At 60.5% G+C, this 23,037-nt stretch carries 17 protein-coding genes and 1 pseudogene; 10 read left to right on the plus strand and 8 right to left on the minus strand.

The features are described 5' to 3' along the window. Positions 1-482 precede the first annotated feature (482 nt). From WC026_RS11875 to aat, 7 genes are all read left to right on the plus strand, one after another. A complete protein-coding gene (locus WC026_RS11875; protein WP_372711185.1) occupies positions 483-3,566 on the plus strand; it encodes an Rne/Rng family ribonuclease in 3,084 nt (1,027 codons plus the stop codon). Between the two features lie 225 nt (positions 3,567-3,791). Beyond that, complete coding sequence (locus tag WC026_RS11880; protein ID WP_372711187.1) at positions 3,792-5,198, plus strand: M48 family metalloprotease; 1,407 nt, start codon at positions 3,792-3,794, stop codon at positions 5,196-5,198. Positions 5,199-5,230: 32 nt separating this feature from the next. Next, positions 5,231-6,097 (plus strand): DsbA family protein, encoded by an 867-nt coding sequence (locus tag WC026_RS11885; RefSeq protein ID WP_372711188.1) that lies wholly within the window; start codon positions 5,231-5,233, stop codon positions 6,095-6,097. Positions 6,098-6,266: 169 nt separating this feature from the next. Next, entirely contained in the window at positions 6,267-6,716 is a 450-nt protein-coding gene (gene aroQ / locus WC026_RS11890) for a type II 3-dehydroquinate dehydratase (protein WP_372711189.1), read from the plus strand. 64 nt (positions 6,717-6,780) lie between these two features. Next, positions 6,781-7,269: an acetyl-CoA carboxylase biotin carboxyl carrier protein gene (gene accB, locus WC026_RS11895; protein WP_372711191.1), complete on the plus strand. Its 489-nt coding sequence runs from the start codon at positions 6,781-6,783 to the stop codon at positions 7,267-7,269. Positions 7,270-7,312: 43 nt separating this feature from the next. Further along, positions 7,313-8,653: an acetyl-CoA carboxylase biotin carboxylase subunit gene (gene accC / locus WC026_RS11900; protein WP_372711192.1), complete on the plus strand. Its 1,341-nt coding sequence runs from the start codon at positions 7,313-7,315 to the stop codon at positions 8,651-8,653. 60 nt (positions 8,654-8,713) lie between these two features. After that, a complete protein-coding gene (aat, locus tag WC026_RS11905) occupies positions 8,714-9,385 on the plus strand; it encodes a leucyl/phenylalanyl-tRNA--protein transferase (protein ID WP_372711193.1) in 672 nt (223 codons plus the stop codon). On the opposite strand, the gene WC026_RS11910 is transcribed toward aat, so the two are convergent. The 8 genes from WC026_RS11910 to WC026_RS11945 form a co-directional block, all read right to left on the minus strand. Next, positions 9,382-10,305 (minus strand): LysR family transcriptional regulator, encoded by a 924-nt coding sequence (locus WC026_RS11910; protein ID WP_372711194.1) that lies wholly within the window; start codon positions 10,303-10,305, stop codon positions 9,382-9,384. The two genes, aat and WC026_RS11910, sit on opposite strands and share 4 nt — an antisense overlap. 19 nt (positions 10,306-10,324) lie before the next feature. Further along, positions 10,325-11,380, minus strand: a complete 1,056-nt coding sequence (locus tag WC026_RS11915) for a YeiH family protein (RefSeq protein WP_372711195.1) — start codon at positions 11,378-11,380, stop codon at positions 10,325-10,327. Positions 11,381-11,567: 187 nt separating this feature from the next. Then, positions 11,568-11,909, minus strand: coding sequence for a hypothetical protein (locus tag WC026_RS11920; protein WP_372711196.1), 342 nt, complete (start codon positions 11,907-11,909; stop codon positions 11,568-11,570). 49 nt (positions 11,910-11,958) lie between these two features. Further along, entirely contained in the window at positions 11,959-12,417 is a 459-nt protein-coding gene (locus WC026_RS11925) for a hypothetical protein (protein WP_372711197.1), read from the minus strand. A 58-nt stretch (positions 12,418-12,475) separates the two neighbouring features. Beyond that, complete coding sequence (locus WC026_RS11930) at positions 12,476-16,261, minus strand: AAA family ATPase (RefSeq protein WP_372711198.1); 3,786 nt, start codon at positions 16,259-16,261, stop codon at positions 12,476-12,478. A gap of 2 nt (positions 16,262-16,263) precedes the next feature. Next, positions 16,264-17,496 (minus strand): exonuclease SbcCD subunit D, encoded by a 1,233-nt coding sequence (locus tag WC026_RS11935; protein ID WP_372711199.1) that lies wholly within the window; start codon positions 17,494-17,496, stop codon positions 16,264-16,266. Then, complete coding sequence (locus tag WC026_RS11940; protein ID WP_372711200.1) at positions 17,493-19,622, minus strand: ATP-binding protein; 2,130 nt, start codon at positions 19,620-19,622, stop codon at positions 17,493-17,495. The genes WC026_RS11935 and WC026_RS11940 overlap by 4 nt, the downstream gene beginning before the upstream one ends. Before the next feature lie 7 nt (positions 19,623-19,629). Beyond that, a complete protein-coding gene (locus WC026_RS11945; RefSeq protein ID WP_372711201.1) occupies positions 19,630-20,937 on the minus strand; it encodes an SIR2 family protein in 1,308 nt (435 codons plus the stop codon). A gap of 337 nt (positions 20,938-21,274) precedes the next feature. On the opposite strand from WC026_RS11945, the gene WC026_RS11950 reads away from it, so the two are divergent. From WC026_RS11950 to WC026_RS11960, 3 genes and pseudogenes are all read left to right on the plus strand, one after another. Further along, a complete protein-coding gene (locus WC026_RS11950) occupies positions 21,275-22,048 on the plus strand; it encodes a hypothetical protein (protein ID WP_372711202.1) in 774 nt (257 codons plus the stop codon). A gap of 2 nt (positions 22,049-22,050) precedes the next feature. Next, on the plus strand, positions 22,051-22,614 hold the full coding sequence (locus tag WC026_RS11955; protein WP_372711203.1) for a BREX protein BrxB domain-containing protein: 564 nt from the start codon (positions 22,051-22,053) through the stop codon (positions 22,612-22,614). Next, positions 22,611-23,037: pseudogene (locus WC026_RS11960) on the plus strand (BREX system P-loop protein BrxC); the annotation flags it as partial. The gene WC026_RS11955 and the pseudogene WC026_RS11960, both read left to right, overlap by 4 nt.

Below are 23,037 nucleotides of genomic sequence, written 5' to 3' on the forward strand. Positions count from 1 at the left end.
CAGGCTTTGAGCGACTGCACGGGTATCGGTGTCGCTCAGAAAAATGCGCTTTGGCGTCAAGCCCTTATGGCAACGTCAAGGATCAATGACTTGGAGCCGGTCGCCCCTGCCGGTTAGTTATGTATATCAACTGTAACCGGGCGGCCATTTGATCAACGTGACGCCATAAGCGTTGCAAAACTTATTCCCCGGCTGACGTTCCGTTTTCTTGGCGCGGAGCTGGGCACTACGCGACGGGCCATGACGACAACTTGTAGCATTCACAACGGCGACGGCCGGACAATCGTCCGCACCGTCCGCGCGACTGACACGGTGAGCCGCACGCGCGCCGCCGGACGTGGAATGCTGCGCCAATCGCCCTGGTCTTTTCTCACTTCCCCACATTTTCCCAACAAAATGCGCCGCCGCACGAACCTCGCATTGGTCGCCGTTATTGACGGTCCAGCATGCGAGCCGCCCAGGCGCGCCAAGGAATTCAATCGATGTCAAATACAAAAATGCTTATCGATGCCACGCACCCCGAGGAGACTCGGGTCGTGGTCCAACGCAACGGCCGGGTAGAGGAGTTCGATTTCGAGAGCGCTGCCCGCAAGCTGCTCCGGGGCAACATTTATCTGGCGAAAGTGACGCGCGTTGAGCCGTCCCTGCAGGCGGCGTTCGTCGATTACGGCGGCAACCGCCACGGCTTTCTCGCCTTCAACGAAGTCCATCCCGACTATTACCAGATCCCGGTCGCCGACCGTCAGGCTCTGCTTGACGAAGAAGCCGCCGCCGAAGCTGAACTGGAAGCCGCCGCCGACCGCCGCGCCGAAGCGATGGCGCGTCGCAATGTGCGGGGTCACTCCGATCCGGAAACGGGCCGCGTGGCTCCCGACGACGATTTTGGCGACCTGTCCCCCGCCGACGCCTCGCTCGGGGCATCCCATATCGTCGACGTCGAGGAAGACGAGCACATCGAGGAGATCGGCGGCGAGGAAGAAGGCGAGCCGACCGTCAAGGTCGTCGCTTCAGCGGTTCGCCGCTCGGTTGAGGACGTGCGCACCGAACTTCCTGCCGAAGAGGCCGCCGAACCCAGCGCGCCGCAAGAGACGGAAGCGGCCGCAACGGACTCCGGCGACGAGCCCGCGATCTCCGCCGATGACGATGATGACGACGCTTCGGACGACGAGTCCGGCCCTTCGGACACGGAAGGCGATGAGGAACAGCCAGACCACGCGTTCGCCGAGCATCGGTCGAGCCACGACGATTTCGTCGGCCACCAGGATGCCCTGAACGACAACGGTTCGGCTGAGCATCACGACGAAGGTTCGCAGCCGGAATTCCGCGACAGCCAGCGCTCGCGTCAGCGCCGCCGTCCGCGCAGCTACAAGATCCAGGAAGTCATCAAGCGCCGCCAGATCATCCTCGTTCAGGTCGTGAAGGAAGAACGCGGCAACAAGGGCGCAGCGCTCACCACGTATCTGTCGCTCGCCGGCCGCTACACCGTCCTGATGCCGAACACGGCGCGCGGCGGCGGAATTTCCCGCAAGATCACCAATCCGCAGGATCGCCGCCGTCTGAAGTCCATCGCCCAGGAACTCGAGGTTCCGGAGGGCATGGGCCTCATCATCCGCACGGCGGGCGCCGCGCGCACGAAGCAGGAAATCAAACGCGATTTCGAATATCTTCTGCGCCTCTGGGAAAGCGTCCGCGATCTGACGCTGCAGTCGACCGCGCCGAGCCTCGTCTATGAGGAAGGCGACCTGATCAAGCGTTCGATCCGCGATCTTTATAACAAGGACGTCGAGGAAATCGTCGTCGCGGGCGACGCCGGGCATCAAGAAGCCGCCGACTTCATGAAGATGCTGATGCCGAGCCACACGAAGAACGTCGTGGCTTACCGCGAGCCGACGCCGCTGTTCACGCGCTATGGCGTCGAACGTCAGCTGAACGCGATGTTCCAGCCGCAGGTGACGTTGCGTTCCGGCGGCTACATCGTCATCAACCAGACGGAAGCCCTCGTCGCAATCGACGTCAACTCCGGAAAATCGACGCGCGAATTCTCGATCGAGGAAACCGCGCTCGCGACGAACCTCGAAGCCGCCGATGAAATCGCACGGCAGTTGAAGCTTCGCGACCTCGCAGGCCTCATCGTCATCGACTTCATCGACATGGAGGAAAAGCGCAATAATCGCGCGGTGGAACGCCGCCTGAAGGACGCGCTTCGCTTCGATCGGGCACGCATCCAGCTCGGCCGCATCTCGCATTTCGGCTTGATGGAAATGTCGCGCCAGCGTCTCAGGACCGGCGTGCTCGAAGGCTCGACGTCGCAATGCGCTCATTGCCAGGGCACCGGTATCATCCGCTCGACCGAGAGCGTCGCGCTCGCTGTCCTGCGCGGCATCGAGGACACGATCACGGCCGGCGCCAACGGTCCGCTGATCGCGACCACAACGCCAGCGGTTGCGCTCTATATTCTGAACAGTAAGCGCGCCTACATCGCGGATATGGAAGTGCGGCACGGATATTCGGTCACCGTGCTCGGCAGCGACCGCGTTCAGGGCGCGAACTTCACCGTCGAGCGGAGCGCAGCTTCGGCACTTCCGGTGCGCCGGACGGAGCGCGCCGCCGTCAACATGGATTGGGGCTTCGACGCCGAAGGCGACGCGCCCTCCTATGCACCGTCCGACATCGAGGTATCGAGCGAAGCCGAAGACACCGAAGAGGACATCATCGATCGCGAGCCGCGCAACGGCAGCCGTGACGGTGATGAAAACGGCCAGCGCCGCAGCCGTCGCCGCAGACGCCGGGGCAGAGGCGGACGCGAGCGTGGCGACGATCGTGGCGAAAGCTATTCGCTCGAGCAGCGTGACGACGACTCCGAACGCGATCAGCCCGCGCCGGACGAAGGACACCCCGATTCCGACGAGCCAGGCCTCGATATCGATGGGCTCGGCGAACAGCCTTCCATCGATGACGACTCGCACGCCGACGCCGCGGGTGCCAACGGTTCTGATGACAAGCCCAACAAGCGCCGCCGGCGCGGACGCCGTGGCGGACGCCGCGGACGCGAGCGCGGACGCGATGCCGACTCGGCAGCGGCTTCCGACACGGAACAGACGGATGTTGACGACGAAGCGGCCGACGAATCCGCCGAGCCAGCGGAGCAGAACGAGCCCGAAGATACCGGCACACCGGAGCGCGCCAAGGCACCGTCTTCCGGACGCCGTCCGCGTCGCGTCTGGGATGTTCCGTCAGCCGCCAACGGCGCCGATGACGCCGCACCCGAGGCAAAAAAGCAGGTTGCCCAATCGCCGGCGAAGCCCGCCCCGCAGTCAATAGCTGCGGACGTGGAAGTAGTGGCAGCGGAAGAAACTCCGAAGCCCGTAGCTGCGGCCGTGGCAGTGCCAGAAGCAGCGCCCGTCGCGCCAGCTGCCCCGGCGCGCCGGCGTCACGAAACCGGATCCAGTGAGCCGCGCATCGAACGCGTCGTCGTCGGCCCCGGCGAACAATCCGGCGAGGCGGAGGCCGCAGCAGCGATCCCGCAGCGCAAAGGCTGGTGGCAGCGGAAATTCAGCAGCGAATAACGCTGACCGTGCAACGAAATAAGAAAAGGCCGCCCTCAAAGTGCGGCCTTTTTCTGCGCTCGATCGCAGGCTTGGCACAACGCGGGCAACCGCCATTCTGGTGCCCTATTATGATGACTGATCATAACGCACCGAGGTTGCCGCGTATTTGACCAGGCGGGGCTTGCTGAATAACTGTAGCGTCACGGTGTCTCGAGACACGCATCGAGGTTGAGGCACAGCGATATGCGCGCGACGAGCGACACATTTTCCAAAGCCGTATTCGCGCGCCACATGATGGCTGCGCTTTGCCTGTTCGCGTCTGGCATCGTGACCGGTGCCACGCGCGCCCGTGCACAAGGTCTGCCATTGATCCGCGACGCCGAGATCGAGGCCCTGCTGCAAGACTATGCCAAGCCGATTTTTCAGGCGGCGGGTTTCGGCAGCGGCCGCGTCACCGTTCGCATTGTGAACAACGACGCGTTCAATGCCTTCGTTCTCGATGGCGCCAACGTCTTCGTCCATACCGGCACGCTGATGCAGGCCAAAACGCCGAACGAAGTCATCGGCGTGATCGCGCATGAAAGCGGCCATATCGCCGGCGGGCACATGGCGGCCCTTCGCGCACGCATAGCCAAAGACCAGACGCGCATGCTGCTGACGCAGGTTCTCGGCCTCGGCGCAATGGTGGCGGGCGGCGTCTCCGGCGGCAGCGGTGGACGCGAGACCATGCAGGGCGGACAGGCGATCCTGCAGGGCGGCAACAATATCATCATGAAGGGCCTTCTCGCCGAGCGCCGCTCGCAGGAATCGGCGGCCGATCAGGCCGGATTGAAATACCTTACCGCGACGAAGCAATCCGGGCGTGGCATGCTCGATACCTTCGAGCGGTTCAAGCAGCAGGAGTATCTCTCGGCGGATATGCAGGACCCGTTCATCCGCTCCCATCCGCTTTCCGTCGACCGTTTAGCGCGACTGAGCCAGCTCGTCGGCGCCAGTCCTTACGCGCAGCAGAAAGATCCGCCGTCCTTGCAGCTGCGTCACGACCTGATGCGCGCCAAGCTTTCTGGTTATCTCGAAACGCCGGTCGCCGTGTTCAGCCGCTATCCCGAGAGCGACAAATCGTTACCGGCGCGCTATGCGCGCGCCATCGCAACATTCTTCCGTGGCGGCCCCGGCGCGCTCGAAAACTCGGTCAAGCAGATCGATGGACTGATCGCGGAAAACCCCGACTATCCGTATTTCTATGAGCTGAAGGCCGACGTCTTCATGCGGGCGGGAAAAAAGAGTAACGCCGTTTCGCAACTGCAACAGGCCTTGAAACTGGCGCCTGCAAGCCCATTGATAGAGGTCGAACTCGCCAACGCTCTGCAAGGCGGCAACGACGGCAACAGCTCCAAGGAATCCATCGATCTCCTGCGCCGATCCCTGATTACAGACCAGAACGGAAGGGCCTACCGCCTGCTTGCGAACGCTTACTATAAACTCGGCAAGGGGCCTGAAGCCGACGCGATGACGGCGCAGGCCTACTTTTACGAGGGCGACGTCAAGCAGGCGCAAATCTTCGCGAAACGCGCCCAGCCCCGCCTGCGCGCCGGATCGCCTGAATGGTTAAAGAACGACGACATCATCAACTACAAGCCTGAGACATGAGCCGTCCCAGCCCAATGAGCGAGACAATATCCATGATCGTAAAGAACATCGTCCGAAACATCGCCGGTTCCGGATCGGCCGGTCGCAAGGCGGCCGTCGCGATGACCGCGATTGCTGCGGCGCTGGCCCTGCCCTTCGCGGCTGGCACCATCGACAGACTGGTCAGCCCTCGCGCACACGCTGAAACCATCGCCCCAACCGCAGGTGGCGCGACGTTCTCCGACGAACAAAAGAAAGCGCTCGGTGAGATTATCAAGGATTATCTCATCAAGAACCCCGAGATCATGGTCGACGTGCAAACCGCGCTCGACGAAAAAATGCAGAAGGACCAGGACTCCAAGCTCAAGTCCTTCATGGCGGAGAATGCCAAATCGATCTTCCGTAGCCCCGGCAGCTCCGTCGCTGGCGACGCCAACGGCGACATCACCGTCGTCGAATTCTTCGATTACAACTGCGGCTACTGCAAACGCGGTCTCCCCGAAGTTCAGAAGCTGCTTCAGGACGACAAGAAGGTCCGCTTCGTCTTCAAGGAACTGCCGATCCTGTCGAAAGGCTCGGAGGAAGCAGCGCGCATCGCGCTCGCGGTGAAGCGGCAGGGCAAATACTGGGAATTCCATCAGGCGATGCTCGCCGCGAAGGGCCATGCTGATGAAGCTTCTGCCCTCAAGATCGCCGCGTCGCTCGGCGTCGACATCGCCAAGGTCAAAGCCGACATGGCGAGCGACGACGTGAAAAACGAGCTTCGCGACGATGTGCTTCTCGCCAAGAAAATGGGCATCAACGGCACCCCGCACTTCCTGGTCGGCGACAAATCGATTCCCGGCGCTCCGGACGACTTGCATGACCAGCTTGAAGCGCTTGTCACCGGGTTCCGCAAGGAAGGCTGCCCGATCTGCTGACCCGGCAGTTGCCGGAGGCAGACGCCCGTTGGGCCGCAAAAATTGTTAATCTTTCAGGCCCCGGATTTACGGGGCCTGAGCCATACTTTGCGCTCGCCGGGAAAACTGGTAGACCCTGGGCTCCGCAATTGGCTTGGGCACCGCCCGGCGCTTGAGCAACCCCTAAATCATGACCAATCGTATCTACGTCCTGAACGGCCCCAATCTCAATTTGCTCGGCGTCCGCGAGCCGGCGATCTACGGCAGCGAAACGCTCGACGATCTCCGCGCACGCACCGAGAAAACCGCCGCCGCGCACGGGCTGGCGATCGACTTCCGCCAGTCGAACGTCGAGGGCGAGCTGGTGAACTGGGTGCAGGAGGCGCGCGGCAAGGCCAAGGGCATTATCATCAATGCCGGCGCCTATACCCACACGTCGGTCGCGATCCTTGACGCACTACAGGCCGCCGAGCTGCCGGTGATCGAGGTTCACCTGTCGAATATCTTTCGTCGAGACCAGTTTCGTCAGCACTCTTACGTTTCCCTTGCGGCAACGGGCGTCATCTGCGGCCTCGGCGGCAAGGGTTACGAACTGGCCATCGACGCTATGGCGAACATTCTGGCGACCCGCAAGGCGTGACGGGCACGTAGACACGTAGTCTATAAGTCGGACGCAAACGGATAACCTCGAGGACAGAGGACTGATGACCGCAAAAGACCAGGGCCCCAAAAGTGGGAGCGCCGAAAGTCAGATGATCCGTGAGCTTGCCGAGCTCTTGAACGATACCGGCCTCACCGAGATCGAGATCGAGAAGAGCGGGCTCAAAATCCGGGTCGCGAAGAAAATTTCGATCAATGCGGCACCGCTGCAGGCTTTCGCCGCGCCCGCTGCTCCTGCGGCACCCGCGGCGGCGGACGCGCCGAAGCAGGCGACGGGACCCGGCGATCTTTCGAAGCATCCCGGCGCCGTCAAATCGCCGATGGTCGGCACCGCCTATCGTTCGCCCGAACCTGGTGCGCCGATGTTCTGCGAAGTCGGCAGCAAGGTGAAACAGGGCGACACGCTTCTCATCATCGAAGCCATGAAGACGATGAACCAGATCCCCGCGCCGCGCTCTGGAACCGTCAAGGCGATCCTTTTCGAAAACGCGCAGCCCGTCGAATATGGCGAACCCCTGATCATCATTGAATGAAGCGCTGCGCGTGCATCGCACGGGCAAGGACGCTGGAGAACAAATGTTCGATAAGATCTTGATCGCCAATCGAGGGGAAATCGCCTTACGCATTCAGCGCGCGTGCCGGGAACTCGGCATAGCGACGGTCGCGGTTCATTCGACCGCCGACGCCGATGCGATGCACGTGCGCCTTGCCGATGAAAGCGTCTGCATCGGCCCGCCAGCGGCTCGCGAAAGCTATCTGAACATTCCCGCGCTCGTGACGGCCTGCGAAATCACCGGCGCCGACGCCGTGCATCCGGGCTACGGCTTCTTGTCGGAAAATGCGCGGTTCGCGGAAATCCTCGAAGAGCACAAGATCACATTCATCGGCCCGACGTCCGAGCACATCCGGATCATGGGCGACAAGATCGAAGCCAAGGAAACCGCGAAACGGCTCGGCATTCCCGTGGTTCCGGGTTCGAGCGGCGCCGTGACCAGCGAAACCGAGGCGATGAAGGTCGCCAAGGAGATGGGATTTCCTGTCCTGATCAAGGCGGCAGCCGGCGGCGGCGGACGCGGCATGAAGGTCGCGACATCGGCCGCCGACCTCGGAACCGCACTCTCGACCGCACGCTCCGAAGCCAAGGCCGCCTTCAACGACGACGCCGTCTACATCGAGAAGTATCTTCAAAAGCCGCGCCATATCGAAATTCAGGTCTTCGGCGACGGCAAGGGCAACGCCGTGCACCTCGGCGAGCGCGATTGCTCGTTGCAGCGGCGCCACCAGAAGGTTCTGGAAGAAAGCCCCTCGCCCGCGCTCAACGCGGCGCAGCGCCAGAAGATCGGCAAGACCGTCGCCGACGCGATGCGCAAGCTCAAGTATCGTGGCGCCGGAACGGTTGAGTTCCTGTTCGAGGACGGCGAATTCTACTTCATCGAAATGAATACGCGCTTGCAGGTTGAGCATCCCGTCACGGAAATGGTCACCGGCATCGATCTCGTGCTCGAGCAGATCCGCGTGGCGGCAGGATTGCCGTTAAGCTTCACGCAGGACGACATCCAGATCAAAGGTCACGCGATCGAATGCCGGATCTGCGCCGAAAATCCTCGCGATTTTCGACCTTCACCCGGTCAGATCACCTATTGGCATCCGCCCGGCGGCCTCGGCGTCAGGGTCGACAGCGGCGTTTATCAGGGCTACCGGATTCCGCCCTATTACGACAGCTTGATCGGCAAGCTCATCATCTACGGCAAGTCGCGTAACGATTGCCTGATGCGGCTGCGGCGCGCCTTGTCGGAATTCGTGATCGATGGCATTGAAACGACGATCCCGCTGTTCCAGGATCTCGTGAAAGACCCCGATATCGCCGATGGCGTCTACGATATTCATTGGCTCGAAAAACACTTGGGGATGAAGTAGACTTTGCCTCTGCGCGACTTGTTCCGCACGCGCTTAAGAGTTCGCTTGGCAAGTACCGGCATGGCGTCGCGTGACGATCCAATGTTCGAGATTACTCCGCAGGTTCTCCTGAAGGCCTACAGCTGTGGCATTTTCCCGATGGCCGAGAGCGCGGATGACCCCGCACTCTATTGGATCGAGCCGCAGCATCGCGGCGTGCTGCCGCTCGATAACTTTCACGTCCCCCGCCGGCTTCTGCGCACGGTCCGCACGACTGAATTCCAGGTGAAGGTCGATAACGATTACGAACGCGTCATCGACGGATGTGCCGCTCCGCGCGCCGGACGCATGTCGACCTGGATCAACACCCGCATTCGCGCTTTATATCGCGAGCTTTTCGATCTCGGAGCCTGTCATACGGTCGAGGTTTGGCACGGCGACCAGATCGTCGGCGGACTTTACGGCGTAGCGCTCAAAAGCGCGTTCTTCGGCGAAAGCATGTTCTCGACCGAGCGCGACGCATCGAAGATCGCACTGGTTCACCTGACCGCGCGGCTGATCAAGGGCGGCTTCACCCTTCTCGACACGCAGTTCGTGACCGAGCATCTGCGCCAGTTCGGAACCGTCGAGCTGGACCGCGGTCTGTTCCAGGCGCAGCTCGAGCGCGCGCTTGAAAAAGATGCCGACTTCTTTGCATTGCCCCGCGACGCGAGCGGCGCGGAAGTGGCCGCGGTCATAACGCAAGAGCGCTAACTGCGCCTCTTGGATGAATTTCTAGCCGCGCCTTCGGAAGGCATATCCATCGCGACGTTGATGAACTCTCGCTCGGCGCGCGTGAAATACCGCTCCTTGTGGCGAAGCGCGAAGAACTTGCGCTCGGGAAGCTGGAGATCGAGGGCGACGAGCGTTTTCGCCTTGAGCGGCGCGGCAACCACGAGCCGCGAAAGAATTGTGATGCCGCTACCGGCGACAACCGCGCCTCGAACGGCTTCATTCGACGGAAGCTCGATCGCGATGTCGAGAGATTTGGGATCAATGCCGAGTTTTGCCACGGCCGATTCCAGGATGGCGCGCGTTCCCGAGCCCGCTTCGCGCACGATCCAGCGCGCCTGCGCTATCTGCGCCAGCGGGTGCGCCGGCCGTTTTGCCAACGGGTGGCCCGGCGCAACGACAAGAACCATTTCGTCGTCGGCAACCGGCGTGACGGACAAAACCGGATTATCGATCCCGCCTTCGATAAATCCGAGATCGGCGCTGCCATCCTCGACGTCGGCCGCAACCGTTTCCGTGTTACCAATCTTGAGCGCAACAGAAATACCGGGAAAGCGCGATTGGTATCGATGGATGATTTCCGGCAGCCAGTAGTTTCCAGCCGTCTGGCTTGCGCCGATCGACAGCGAGCCGCGCTCCAGCCCCGCGAGATCGGCGAGAACTTTTTCCGCCGCCGCGACACGCGCGAGCACCGCCTTGGCCTCGACGAGAAAAAGCTTCCCGGCCTGGGTCAGCGCGATGCGGCGGCCGACGCGGTCGAAAAGCCTGGTCGCGTAGCGCGCTTCGAGCGCCGACACGGCAGCGCTCGTTGCCGATTGGGTCAGGTTCAGCTGCTTGGCGGCCTGGGTCACGTGCTCACGCTCGGCAACGGCAACGAAGATGCGAAGCTGCTCCAGCGTCATGCTTTGTCTCTCGGGCGGCTCAGCCCATCGTCTCGATAAGGCTCAAGCTGAATATCGCCACAAAAAGAAAGGCAACAAACCCTAAAATCAAGGGGCGAATGCCTTTTGCCCTGAGCTTGGCCACATCGGTTTCCAGCCCCATTGCCGCAAGCGCCATCGACATCAGAAACGTCGTTACCAGGATAATCGCCGCCTTCGCATCCGGCGGAACCGTAATGACGCTATTGACGCCGACGAGCGCGATGAAGCCAAGCACGAACCAAGGCATCGGCGGCTTGGCGGCCGGACGCGTGCGATCCCCGGCCTCCGTGCGCCGCGTAGCAAGAACGCCGAGCACGATGACGACAGGCGCCAGCATCGCGACCCGCGAGAGCTTTGCAATCGCCCCTGCATCGCCTGCCTGCTGGCCGTCCTGATAGGCCGCCGCCATCACCTGTGCGATCTCGTGGATCGACGCGCCCGCCCACAGTCCGTAGGCGTGAGCATCGAGATGCAGCAGACCCGGAAACAGCGGATAAACGAACATCGCGATCGAACCGAACACCGTGACGCACGCCACCGCATAAGCGACGTCCTCGTCATGCGCATCGGTGACGGTGTTGGTGGCGATCACCGCCGAGGCGCCACAGATCGACGTCCCGGCGGCGATCAGCTGCGAAAGCTTGCGATCGACGCCGATCATCCGCCCGAACCAAATCGTGAATAAAAACGTCGCGACCAGCGTCGCCGCGATGATCACAATGCCGCCCGCCCCGACCTCGGCGATCTGCGCGGCCGTCAGTTGCAACCCGAGAAGAATGATCGCAAAGCGCAGCACTCGGCGCACGCAAAAGGTAACGCCGGGCTTGGCGAGCCTCGGTGTACCGATGGAATTGTGAAGAACGATCCCGATGAGGATGGAGAGGATCATCGGACTGAGGATCGCCACGCCCGGCAGGTCGCGGAGGCCGAAAGACAGCGCCGCGATCACCGCCGTCAGCAGAAGCCCGGGCCAGATCTCAACCAGATCCCAACCGCCGGCCACCGCCGGAATAGTCTTGGTCTGCGCGGCGATCCGCGTGTCGGTATCCGTCATGCTGAGGCCCTTCCTATGAAGCGCCTCTAAAATAACGGAAATCAGATCAATCGATCCAATTCATAATATATGTCGTATCATTCGATGAAACAGAACGATATGACATATTGCGAAATTAAGCTGCACGGCCGGGAAACCGACCCTTGCGCTTCTCGGCGCGAACATCGACTCTGATGGTCCAGCCTGATTACCGCTGCATGATCTGCAAAACCGACTCCAGCAACTTCGCCGTCACGTCATCATTGCGCGATCGTGCGTCTTCGATACCGGACCGCGCTCTTTGCGTGAAATCGATCCTCTCGCCATCGGTCGCGGCGTCCACCTCGGCGAACCCACCCACCGGCATTTTCATTGTCATCGTCACGAACGGGGTGCTGTCATCGAGCGTCATATTCCCGCTACGGATTTGATCATTGACCCAATCGCGCATCTCTTGGCGGGTCATGCTGGAAAAGTCCGTTTGCTTGCCGCCATCCGCCTGGGCCGAGGCCATTGCGGCTGAGAACGGCACCGCCAAGCGATCGCCCATCCGATCCTGGAGGCGCTGGCTAGCGTACAAGCTGTTAGTTCCTGCTAAGTCAACTTTCATCGAAATCGCTTCTCCCCGACAGCACGCGCACTTTCATGCGACGTAATTCTGGCGCGTGGCTGACGCTTGCAACGCGTCGCGGGAGTTTCCGCGTCACATTGCACTCACCAGCCAAAACATCGCTCAGGATTGAGCCGAAGGCCCGGGCAGCCGCCGTGTTATTCCCACTCGATCCTCTCAATGCATCGTAACGCGCTGTTTTATAAGCGCAAAATATTTCTTCTGACGGTCTAAAGCCGACCGCCAGTCCGTCAAATTTCTTCGCTTTTGATTTCAAAGAGAAAATCGCGCGATTCAAATTTTGCGCGGCTTCGACAACTATCGCTATCGATCGGTCGATTTCTTCCGGCTTGCTTCGCCGAGCGCCGCTGAGGGCATGAGGAAAAAGACCGTCAACCCCATAGCACGGTCTACTGTCACATGCCACTTCAGCGCTCAGAGGAGCCACCCGTTCTCCATCTATCCCCTCTTCCGATCTGAACACTCCGAGATCGCCTCTCCTGATGCTATTGCGCGCTACTCGTGACAGGCCGTGCCGCTCCCATGCCATCAGAAACTCTAATCTCCGATCGCCCAGCGCCACGCTTTTCTACGCGAACCTGCACGGCGATCCGCTCGATCATGGCAGCGACGTGCGTGATGACGCCAACCTTCTGACCTCTGCCCTGCAAGGTCTCCAGCGCGTCTACTGCCAAGTCTAGCGTCTCCGCATCAAGCGATCCAAAGCCTTCATCGATAAACAGCGTGTCGACAAAGGACGATCGGCCTTCGAGACCCGACAGAGCCAACGCCAGCGCAAGGGAGACCAGGAAACGCTCACCGCCTGACAGGCTTCGGGTCCCGCGGACCTCGTCGCCCATGTCGCGATCAATGATGTGCAGCGTGAGATCGGACGCGGCCCCCCGCGCGAGCCTGTAGCGGGGGGTCAATGCATGGAGGTGATCATTCGCCAATTGCACCATGTGGTCGAGCGTGATGCCCTGCACAAAGCGACGGAAACGATCACCGCTGCCCGAGCCGACGGCATCGTCGACTGCCTGCCAAATTACGAGTTCTGCTTTCGTAGTGTCGATTTCCGCAGATAGGTTTGCGGCGGCGCGGCGGGCCTCGTCGTCTCGCGAGAGCGCAGCGGTAAGTACACCTGTCCGTTGTTGCAAGTCCCCAATTTCAGTTGCCAACGCCGCGATGACTGCGGCCAACGCCTCGGCATCAGTGGTCTCATCGAACCCTTCCAACGCCCGGTGTAAGTCATTCTGGCGCGTTAGCACTGCGGTGCCGGCATCGTTCACGCATCGGTCGATCTCCTGAATTCGGTCCCGTAACGCTCTGCTCAATGCTGGGTCGGTTGCGATCAGGTCGGCAACCTGAACCGACGAGCGAGCAATATCCAGGCAAGCCGCGTTGAATGCCTCTTCGGCTAACGCGTTACGGCCGTTGGCGGCCTCCAATCCAGCGCCGGCCTCGTCGCAACGAGCGCCGGCCGCCTGGAACGCTGCATCGCTGGCTGATTTCGTCTCGCGCCCACGAGCGAGCACCTCACGGGTGGTCCGGCAAGCCTCATTGATCCGTGTCCGGTGGCTCGCTGTCGCCTCGCCATCGAGAAGTTCAGCTCTGGCGCGCGCCTTCTCTCCCTCGGCCATGCGACGTTGATCGAGAAGAAGTGCCGTCGCCGTCACCTGCGCCTGCGCGTGCTCCAGCGAGGCGCCCGCCGCCGCACGCTCGGGCGCCAGACGCTGGAGCGTCATTTCAAGTTCGCCAACCTGCTCGCGGAGGCCGGCATACTCCGTCGCGACTGTCGACAGCGTAACGCAAACACCGGTGGGATCGACATCGAGGTCATCGACGGCCAGACCAGCAGCAGCAAGAAACGGCGTGATTTCACGGCAAATGGAAATGAGGCGCTCAGCAAGGCCTGCCACCTGGATCGTGTACTCAGCTGCCTTCAATTGCGCAGCGTGGAAATCAGGACGCCTTTGGTCAATAGACCGCGTAATCGTCTCGATCGCCGCACCGAGCGCGTCATGCTCCCGCTGCAAACTGTCGATCTCTGTCCGAAGACGCCGGGCGTCTGCGAGCGGAGACGCAATGGCTAGCCGCTCCGCGATCGCGACTGAGATGAGGGCCGCCAGTTTTGACGCAGTCTGGTCGTCGAGAATGGGAGGTACGCTCCCCGTAATCTGAGCCTTCGTGCAGAGATCGTTCAACAACGGCCACTGTTCGCCATAAGCGCTCTTGGCGGCCAAAACTTGTCCCCGCGCCACATCGATTCCGCGAATGGTCTCAGCCTGGCGCGCCTCTCCGGCGGAGAGCGCGCGTGTGGCAGCATCCAAACGCTGTCCCGTCGCAGTCAGCAACGTGTCAAGTTCTTCGCGCCGGCGGCGAAGCCTAGTCGCTATTTCGTTCAGCGCGCTCGGGTGTGCAAGATGGGGATGGTCAGTGCTGCCGCACACTGGACAGGCTAAATCTGGAGCCAGCAGGCTCCGCAGATGGATGGCCTCAGATGAGATCGCCTTATCGGCAAGTTCTGCGATTGGAACAATTTCCGCACGCGCAGTCCGCTCGCGGAGTTGGTCGGCTTCGGCTTCAACGATCCGGCTTTTCGCCGTGCTTACCTCCTGCGTCGCTAGCGTATGTTCCGATTCCCGGCGTGTTAGATCTTGCGACGCCCGAACGTGCTGTTCACAGACGGTGCCTGCCTCACGCAGAGTCTCAACCGCGCGTTGCAGATTGATATCCCGTTCGTGGAGCGCCGCCTCGTCGATGCCGGCGAGACCGCCTCGATGATCACCGATATCGCGACTGAGGCCATCTCTTCGTCCACGATCCTCAGTGAGCTTTTCTGACAGCCCGGCTATTTCACCTTGCAACCGCGTAGCTGTTTCTTCCGCTTCAACGACCTCTGACGTGGCTGCAGCGTGGTCTTGTTTGAGCGCACCCCGCTTTGCCAACAAATCCATCGCATCGCTGAGACGATCGGCAAGAAGAATGCGATTCGATTGACTCTTTAATTCCGCGGCAGTCGTACGATGCAACTCTGATGTCTGACCGAAAGTTTGATCAATCGTGGCCAGCACATCGGCTTTATCGCGCAGTGACGCTTCCGCTTGCTGCGATTTTCCCATCGCATCATTAAACTCGGTCCGAGCTGCGGCCAGCTCCGTATCGAGCCTTTCGGCTTCGCTCCAAAGAGGACCGAAATTCTTGAGGACGTCTTCTGCCGCCACATTGGCGGCTGTCGCGTCCGCCAGTTGTGTTGCAGACGCCGCGTCTAGCGTCCGTGCCTCCTCGCGTGATACAAGCAAACCGTCGAGATGGGATTTGGCCTCCGCTGCCGTCCGCCGTGCATTTTGCAAATCAACCGCCAGCGGACGAAGCGGCTCGACGAGATCGAATTCGGCAAGCGTCCGATACTCATCGGCGGCTGCCTCGCGTGTGGTGCGCGCTGTGACCGCCTGAGCTTCAGCCCGTGCGAGATCGCCGCGAGCGGCGGCGACCCGCTTGAAATGATCCAGCCGTTCGCTGTGTTGATCGCGCTCTGCGCCTTTTTGAGCGACGGTTGAAGCAAGCTGACTTTGCTCATCCAGCAGCGCCTGCCTGGCTTCATCATCAAGAAGCCCGATGTCGCTTCGGCGCTGCTCCAATTGCTCGACAATTCTTCGCCGTGCCTCCGTGCCATCATGAACGCGGATTGAAATCGCTGCGTAGATTTCGGTACCTGTAATCTTCTCAAGCAATTCCGCACGCTCGCTCTCGGCGGCGAGCAGGAAGGCGTCGAACTCGCCCTGCGCGAGGAGCACCGTTCGTCGGAACTGATCGAATGTAAGGTCTGTTCTCGTCTCCACCGCCTCACGGACCTGAGTCTTGCCAGTTGCCACCGCGCTGCCGTCGTCAAGTCGATACAGTGAGCGCTGCTCATTCTGCAGCCGCCCATTTGCTCGCCCCCGCGCCCGGTTGGCCTCCCAGCGGACGCGGTAGCGTTCGCCATCCTGCCCGACGAAATCTACCTCGGCATATCCGCCGCCGGCGCCGCGACGGAGGATCGCCCGGCCATCATGAATTGAAATTGCTTCCCCGCCGGGATCTGGCGCATTCTCCCGCCGACCGACGGAGACGCGCGGATATTCGCCATAGAGTGCGAGGCAGAGCGCGTCGAGGATGGTCGACTTCCCGGCGCCGGTCTCGCCAGTGATGGCAAAGAGGCCGGAACTAGCAAGAGGTTCTGCGGCAAGATCGATCTCGAAGGGAGCGCCAAGACTTGCGAGATTCTCGCCGCGGATAGCCAAGATCCGCATGGCTATGCCTCCGCCCGTGCCCGGTGGAAGACATCCAAATGCGTGGCGTCCGGAGCCACGCCGAAGGTGCGTTCAAATGCGAGCTTGAACAAATCCTCCGGATCTCTTTCCGCCAGCCTGATCATAGAATCGGCAAGGGCTGCGTCATTTAACACCCCGGCTATTGCCGCGACACGGGTATCGACGATGCGCACCGGAAAGCTCTCTGCGATGCGGTCGATTTCCTCTCTGAACCCAGGCGACAATCCTTCGCGCGCAAGCCTCACCTGGACGAATGGCCGCTCATGAAATGGTAGGTCCGATGAGAGATCCATTGCTGTGAGATGATCGCCAAATTCGCTCAAGCGCATATCACCCGCCTCAGGAAGGCGGACGAAGGGAACTGGTCGGTCGATCGAGATATGTTCGGATACAACCCTTGCACCGTCGAGGCTCACAAGAGTGACCCCATGCGCATAAGGCATCTCCGTCGCCGACAAAGGGATCAGTGAACCAGAATAACGGACGGTATCACGACCGATAGCCTGAGCCTTATGCAAGTGGCCAAGTGCCACGTAACTCGCTTCAGCCGGGAACACGTCATGTGGCACGGCATGCTGGCCACCGACCAGTATTCGGCGTTCTGCGCCTTCCGATTCGATTCCGCCTGCGACATGAAGATGTCCCGTTAGGACGAACGGTAGACCATCCATCGGTCCCCGTAATGTATCGACCAATTCGGCATAGAGGCTTCGCACGCCGGCGATGACGGGCGAGCCGGCTTCACCGTCTAGCCTCGTCAAATTCGGAAGGCACGCTGCGGTTGGGTAGGAGACCGCAACCATATGAGCAGCTACCGCACCGCTAGCGTCAGCGATAGGAACGAGATGGCGTGCAGCCTCGACCCGCCCTTCACGCCGCCGAACATTGCCTACGACGCGGATGTTGAATGCTTCCAAGAGAGGCCGCGGCGCTTCCAACCGACCAGCGGTATCGTGGTTGCCGGCAGCGATCACCATAGCCATGCGCGGATGCGCGCGGCTCAGCCGCACGAGCGTATTGTAGAAGAGCTGTTGTGCTTCCCCGGAGGGATTTTGGCTATCAAACACGTCGCCGGCAATAACGAGGGCATCGACATCCCGCTCCACAACGATCTCTTCGAGCCGCTCAAACACCTTGCGGTGCTCGTGCTCCCGAGAGAACCCCCGCAAAGTTTGACCGATATGCCAATCAGCCGTGTGCAGAATACGGATCATTCTTCCTCCGGCTCTCGCACCGGAGGAGCGCCCGACCATTCTTTCGAGATTGCCCCCCAATCGACGCCACGCTCTTCGGCCAGCGTCCACACCTTCCAGAAATCCGGATCCGCCGACTGCGGTCGCTGCGCGTCGGGCAATTCATCGACTTCGACCAGCACCGGGATCGGCGCTGCCCAGCCCAAAAGAACTGCTTGGCGGGACGGAAGACTGGGCAGTTCGCGTAGCAGTCCCCCGACGCTGTCTGGGACGAGACGGGCTACGAGGTTCTGGTCGGAGTCATTGACGATTCGATGCAACAGAAACGTGTTGCACTGCGCGAGAACCGTTGGAGAAAGTTCCGACGGTCGCTGCGACGACAGGACTAAGCCCAGTCCAAATTTTCGACCTTCGCGAGCGACCCGCTCGAACGCTTCGCGGCAGAGCCGGGACGCTGAAACGATATTTGCGTCCTCCCCACCGCCTCCGCCGCGCACGAACGTGTGCGCCTCTTCGAGAACTAAAACTGTCGGTAGTGCTTTACCCTGAGCATGTTGCTTTCGATATCTCTGAGATGCCTCAAAAACCAGTCTCGCGAGGACAGCAATTACGATGTGAGTGGTTTCCGAGGGCACCAGCGACAGATCCACAATCGCGACTTGACCGCTTTCAGCGTTAGCATTTCCGAGCATTCCCGAGAGCCAACTCTCCAGAGTCGGCGGGTTCTCGGGCGCTATCACTTGCGCGAGCTGTCGATCGGCAAGCATCGAGCGAATTCGCAATGTTAGCGTAGCGATAAAGTTCGCCACGTTTGGGTTTGCAGACGTGTCCGCCGAAAGGGCATCGACATGGTCGGCAATTTGCCGAACATCAAATGGCGAGGGGGCATCTTCGCTGATTTCTTCTTCAGCGGCTACCGGCGGCAGAGCTTGCTCGATAAGATCAAATAACGGAAGAAAGGCGCCGAATTCCGCAGCGTTTGGAGCGTTGTAATAGAAGCGTTGGTTTTGATTATTCCAAACCGCGTGTGCGTCGAAGAAAGCCTTTGCGGCGATCGCCAGAGTATCAAGATGCGCGCTTACCAAATCTGCGGCCGGGACGCGCCCGTGAAAGTCCCGCATCACCTCCGACAGGTTCTTGTACGCTTGGCAGCAGCCGAGCAACCCAACATAATCCGTGTAAGACGCGCCCGTCCCATCGGCGATATATGCCAAAACCCGAGATCTATAGAGACGGACTTGCCGGACTATACCAACATGGATGGGCTCCCGGAGTGCTCGGCCTGCACGCAAATTTCGCAGAGCTTGCATAAGCAGAGGTCGTTGCGCTCCTGGCTGGGCTTGAGTGACCGCACCCCATTCATGGCTGTTCCACATCCACGCCGGCAGCGTTAGTGGGTTGTGCTCGTCTCCAGGCTTGAAGACACGCACTCGGTCCGGCACATCGGCAAACGCCCGAGCGTATTCACCATTGGGATCTAGTACGATGAAACGCATATTCGGCACTTTGGTCGAGTCACCAATTGCCTTGGTGGCCGCTTCCATCGACCATCGGATGAGTCCAGCAACCGTGCAGGATTTTCCACTGCCGGTGTTGCCCAAGACGGCGAGGTGGCGCCCAAACAACTTATCTGGGTCCACCATGATCGCCGCATTTGCTGCCATTGGCGACGAGCCAATCCTAACTCTCTTGTCGTCGGCTCGCGCTCCGACAATGGCTTCGACCTGTGCCGACGTCGGTATTAAGACCTGGTCCCCGACCGACGGAAATGCCACGACGCCGCGGGCGAGTTCGTATTTGGTCGTTCCCGAGTTGCGGTCGCGCCGGAACGTGAGCGTTCCGACTGGGGATAGCGACATTTTTCGCAGCGGAAATGGCAGATCGATCAGCCCGAAGTCTTTAAGACCGGCACGCTTCGGATAGGGAGAGCGCTCGATGCCAATCCAAGTGATATAGGCAACCGTCGCACCAGCTTCGTTAGGGATAAGCACGTATCCGTTCAGACGTGGAAACCCGGCTGGCACGCCGGTATTCAACGCGGTGGAGTGCGGCGCATCCAGCTCGAGGAGCACCCGCACGTCGTCGGGCGCAACCGACTCGACGACACCGACAACGAGACCTGACAATCGTTCGACTGGAGTTGTCATAATCGCCTCACACCGCGCCAGCTGTAGGTGGTGCAGGAGGCGGTGCCGCAGGCGGATCGCTGGCTTTCGGATCGCCTGGACGATGCTTCAACAATTCTGTCATTCGGCCCGATATGTAGTCGAGCGCCGGTTTAGGCAGGTAGTTTCCAACCAACGTTGCAAGATCCGAGAAATGCGGCCCAATTAGCAACGAGACCTGCGCATCGCGCGTCTTTTCAACAAATGCTTTGAGGCGATCGTCAGCCGAGTAGGCCATGATCACCAAATGGGTAGACGGGATCGTGAGCATATCGAGCAGCACTCGATTCACGTGATCGTCGCCGAAGCCATAACCGTAGGTCACGACAACGGCGTTAGGTCGGCAAGCTGCGGCCGCAAAATCGCGAAAGAGCTCGGCATAAGGATATTGCGTTGTTTCGACATCCTTCGCGGGATTGGGATAGATCATGACCGTATCGACGGGTTTTTTGGGAATGTCGGTATGATCCGCAGGCGCTCCGAATGGGATTCCCTTGCGATAGATTCGCCGCTCGTCCTTATCAAAAAACCAATCCAGTGAGCCGTGGAGCTTAGTCAGGCGAATGACGCCCTCCATGAACCGCGGCTCTCCCCGAATGCCGGGCGGATTGTAGTGGACATCAACTTCAACGCGCGACGCACGGAAGACCGGATTCAGCGCCCCGACGAATCTGTCGATGATCCGAAGACCCGCAAAATCGCAACCATGTTCGATCAGGCGGTCGTAGTTGGTTGTGAAGACGTGCAAACGTTCGCGGGATGCAGCGCGGCTCGCAAAACTCAGCAGGAATGATTGCAAAGCGCCTTGGGCAGCATCTTTCGATGACGGATCCTTTCCGGCAACAATCCCGCTTTCCGTCTTCAACAACGAGGTGAGGAAGCCGGACATCTGAGTGTCTATGCCGTCCTTGAGGGTTTTCTCTGCTGCCTTATCGATGACACCAAGGCCCTCAAGCAGAGCAAGCGCACTTCGAAACTGATCTTCAATGTTTGCCGCGCCTCTTTTCATGGCCGTCGCTCCGGCCTGGGCGTGCGCATCGATGGCGGCGTCATACGTCGTGCCAAATGTAACTTTGGCCATTCCGGTCGCCCCTACACCCGCAAGGTAACCGACCGCCGTGGTGAAGCCGCTGCCGAGCAGCAGATTGAGGTGCTCTGCCTGGAAAACAGCGGAAAGCCATGGCTCGATGTGCTTTCGGGCACTGCTAGTCAGCGAGTCCAGTTCGTCGGGATCTGTCGGCAGATCGTCCCAGGCGCCTGAATGGTTGCCCACGCGATAAAAGTGCTTCTTATCCATGCTCCCCCCAACCTCGGTCACGGCCCTTTTCTTGGCCAGTCGTTCCATACGGAACGGAGTAATTTTATCGTCCCGCTACAGGTCATCGACAGGTATCAACCCGAAGGTCCCACATCGTGGTCAGCAGGTTGACAGAGAGCTGAAGGATCGTTCCGGCTTTCGTCATAACCAGAGGTCCCTTCGTTCGGCACGTACGCGCTAGCTCCACGCGTCGCCGGCAAACTTGCCGGCACAACAATCACTAATACGAGTTGACGAGTGAGTCAATATCGTTCAGTTTACGCCGGCAAGTTTGCCGGCGAACAGGTGTTGGATGGAATGGACTGGAGGTTTTTCTTTGTTTTCAGGACCCACCCGGGAAGCAGAGACGCTCGGCTTTCGGTTCGGAGCGAAGGGAACGCACACCAGCCGGACAATGATGATGCAGGAACTCAGCCGCGTGCTGGAAGCGACAAATCAGGACGCTCGGCGAGCCGACTACGCGGCTGCGATCGTCGATGGCAACTGCCTGTCAAAGCCAACCGCAGCTACGCGCAGACTCAGCAACCAAAGGCTCGGCGAACTCTATGGCCTGGATCCTATGATCCCCTTGTTCCGGGTCCTCCGCAGGCTTTGGGACATAGGCCCTGACGGCCGACCGCTTCTCGCCCTTCTGGCGGCAATCGCCAGGGACCCGCTACTGGCAGCGACTTGCCCAGCCATCGTCGCTATGCCCGTCAATTCCGAGCTTCAGCGTGACGCACTGAAGGGCGCCCTTCAAACCGCCGTCGGAGACCGACTGAACGACAGCACGCTAGAAAAGGTGTGCCGCAACGCGGCGAGCACTTGGGCGCAATCGGGCCACCTGGAAGGTCGAACATTCAAGAAGCGGCGGATGGTGACGCCATCACCGACCGCAGTGACTTTCGCCATCTATCTCGCCCAGGCCGCCGGCTTCCGCGGCGCCGAAATCTTCTCGTGCGGGTGGTTAAGTGTGCTCGACTGCGACCCGTCTCAGGCACGCGAGCTCGCACTCGATGCGAAGCGGTCTGGTTTGCTCGACTTGCGAATGGCCGGTGATGTTGTCGAGCTCAATTTGTCGCGCCTCGATCCTTACGCAGTGAGGGCTTGATCATGGCCCGCATCGAAGATCTCGCCGAGCGCTATGGACGTCATATTGCAACCCCGTGGCAGCGCACAGTCGCCGGCGCCCAGCGCGTGGTGATGGTGGTGTACGACAAAGAGCTTGAACGCACCCTGCGCGCACGCCTCCCCGCATTTGAAATGGCCACCCACGAGACGGGGCACGATTGGCGTCAAATCGACCTTTCCGGCGCCTTCGCAGAGTGGATGGCTGCCGACGACTATCGCGACGAATACTTCCGATCGCCGGAGGATCTTCAGCTAAAACTCGACGCAGAGTTTCCCGAGTTCGTGGCGGAACGCCTCCAGGCTGAACTCCAGAGTTCCGATGTCACCTCCAATACGGTTGTCGCCGTTCTGGGCGTCGGCTCCCTGTTCGGATTCGCTCGAATTTCTCAAGTACTGAAGATCGTAGAGGCCGATATTCGGGGACGCCTCGTCGTATTTTTCCCAGGTCAGTTCGAACGTAGCAACTACCGGCTACTCGATGCGCGCGACGGTTGGAATTACCTCGCCGTGCCGATCACGTTGCACGGCGAAGGAGGAACGACATGAAAATCAGAGACACCTTACAACGCGATCCGGCCTCTCACCCGCTGGTAAACCAGGGTCAGGCACGGATTTCGGACAGCCGAAACGAACGCACCCAATCCGAGCTACGGGGTGAACTCGAGACATTCGTCTGCGAAGGGCAATACGCGGAGGGCGTACAAAAGATAATCCGCTCCTTCCTCGACAATATCGGAAAGACCAGCCAACGCGGTGCATGGGTCAGCGGGTTCTTCGGGAGCGGCAAATCACATCTGCTGAAGATGCTCTGCCACCTTTGGCAAGACACGACCTTTCCGGATGGCGCAACCGCTAGAAGTCTTGTGCCGTCGATTCCAGAAGACCTTCGAGCCCTGCTCCGCGAGCTGGACACCGCAGGAAGACGAGCGGGTGGACTGATCGCCGCTGCCGGCGCACTGCCCAGTGGCA

It is taken from the genome of Hyphomicrobium sp. (assembly GCF_041674905.1).
Taxonomy (GTDB): Bacteria; Pseudomonadota; Alphaproteobacteria; order Rhizobiales; family Hyphomicrobiaceae; genus Hyphomicrobium_B.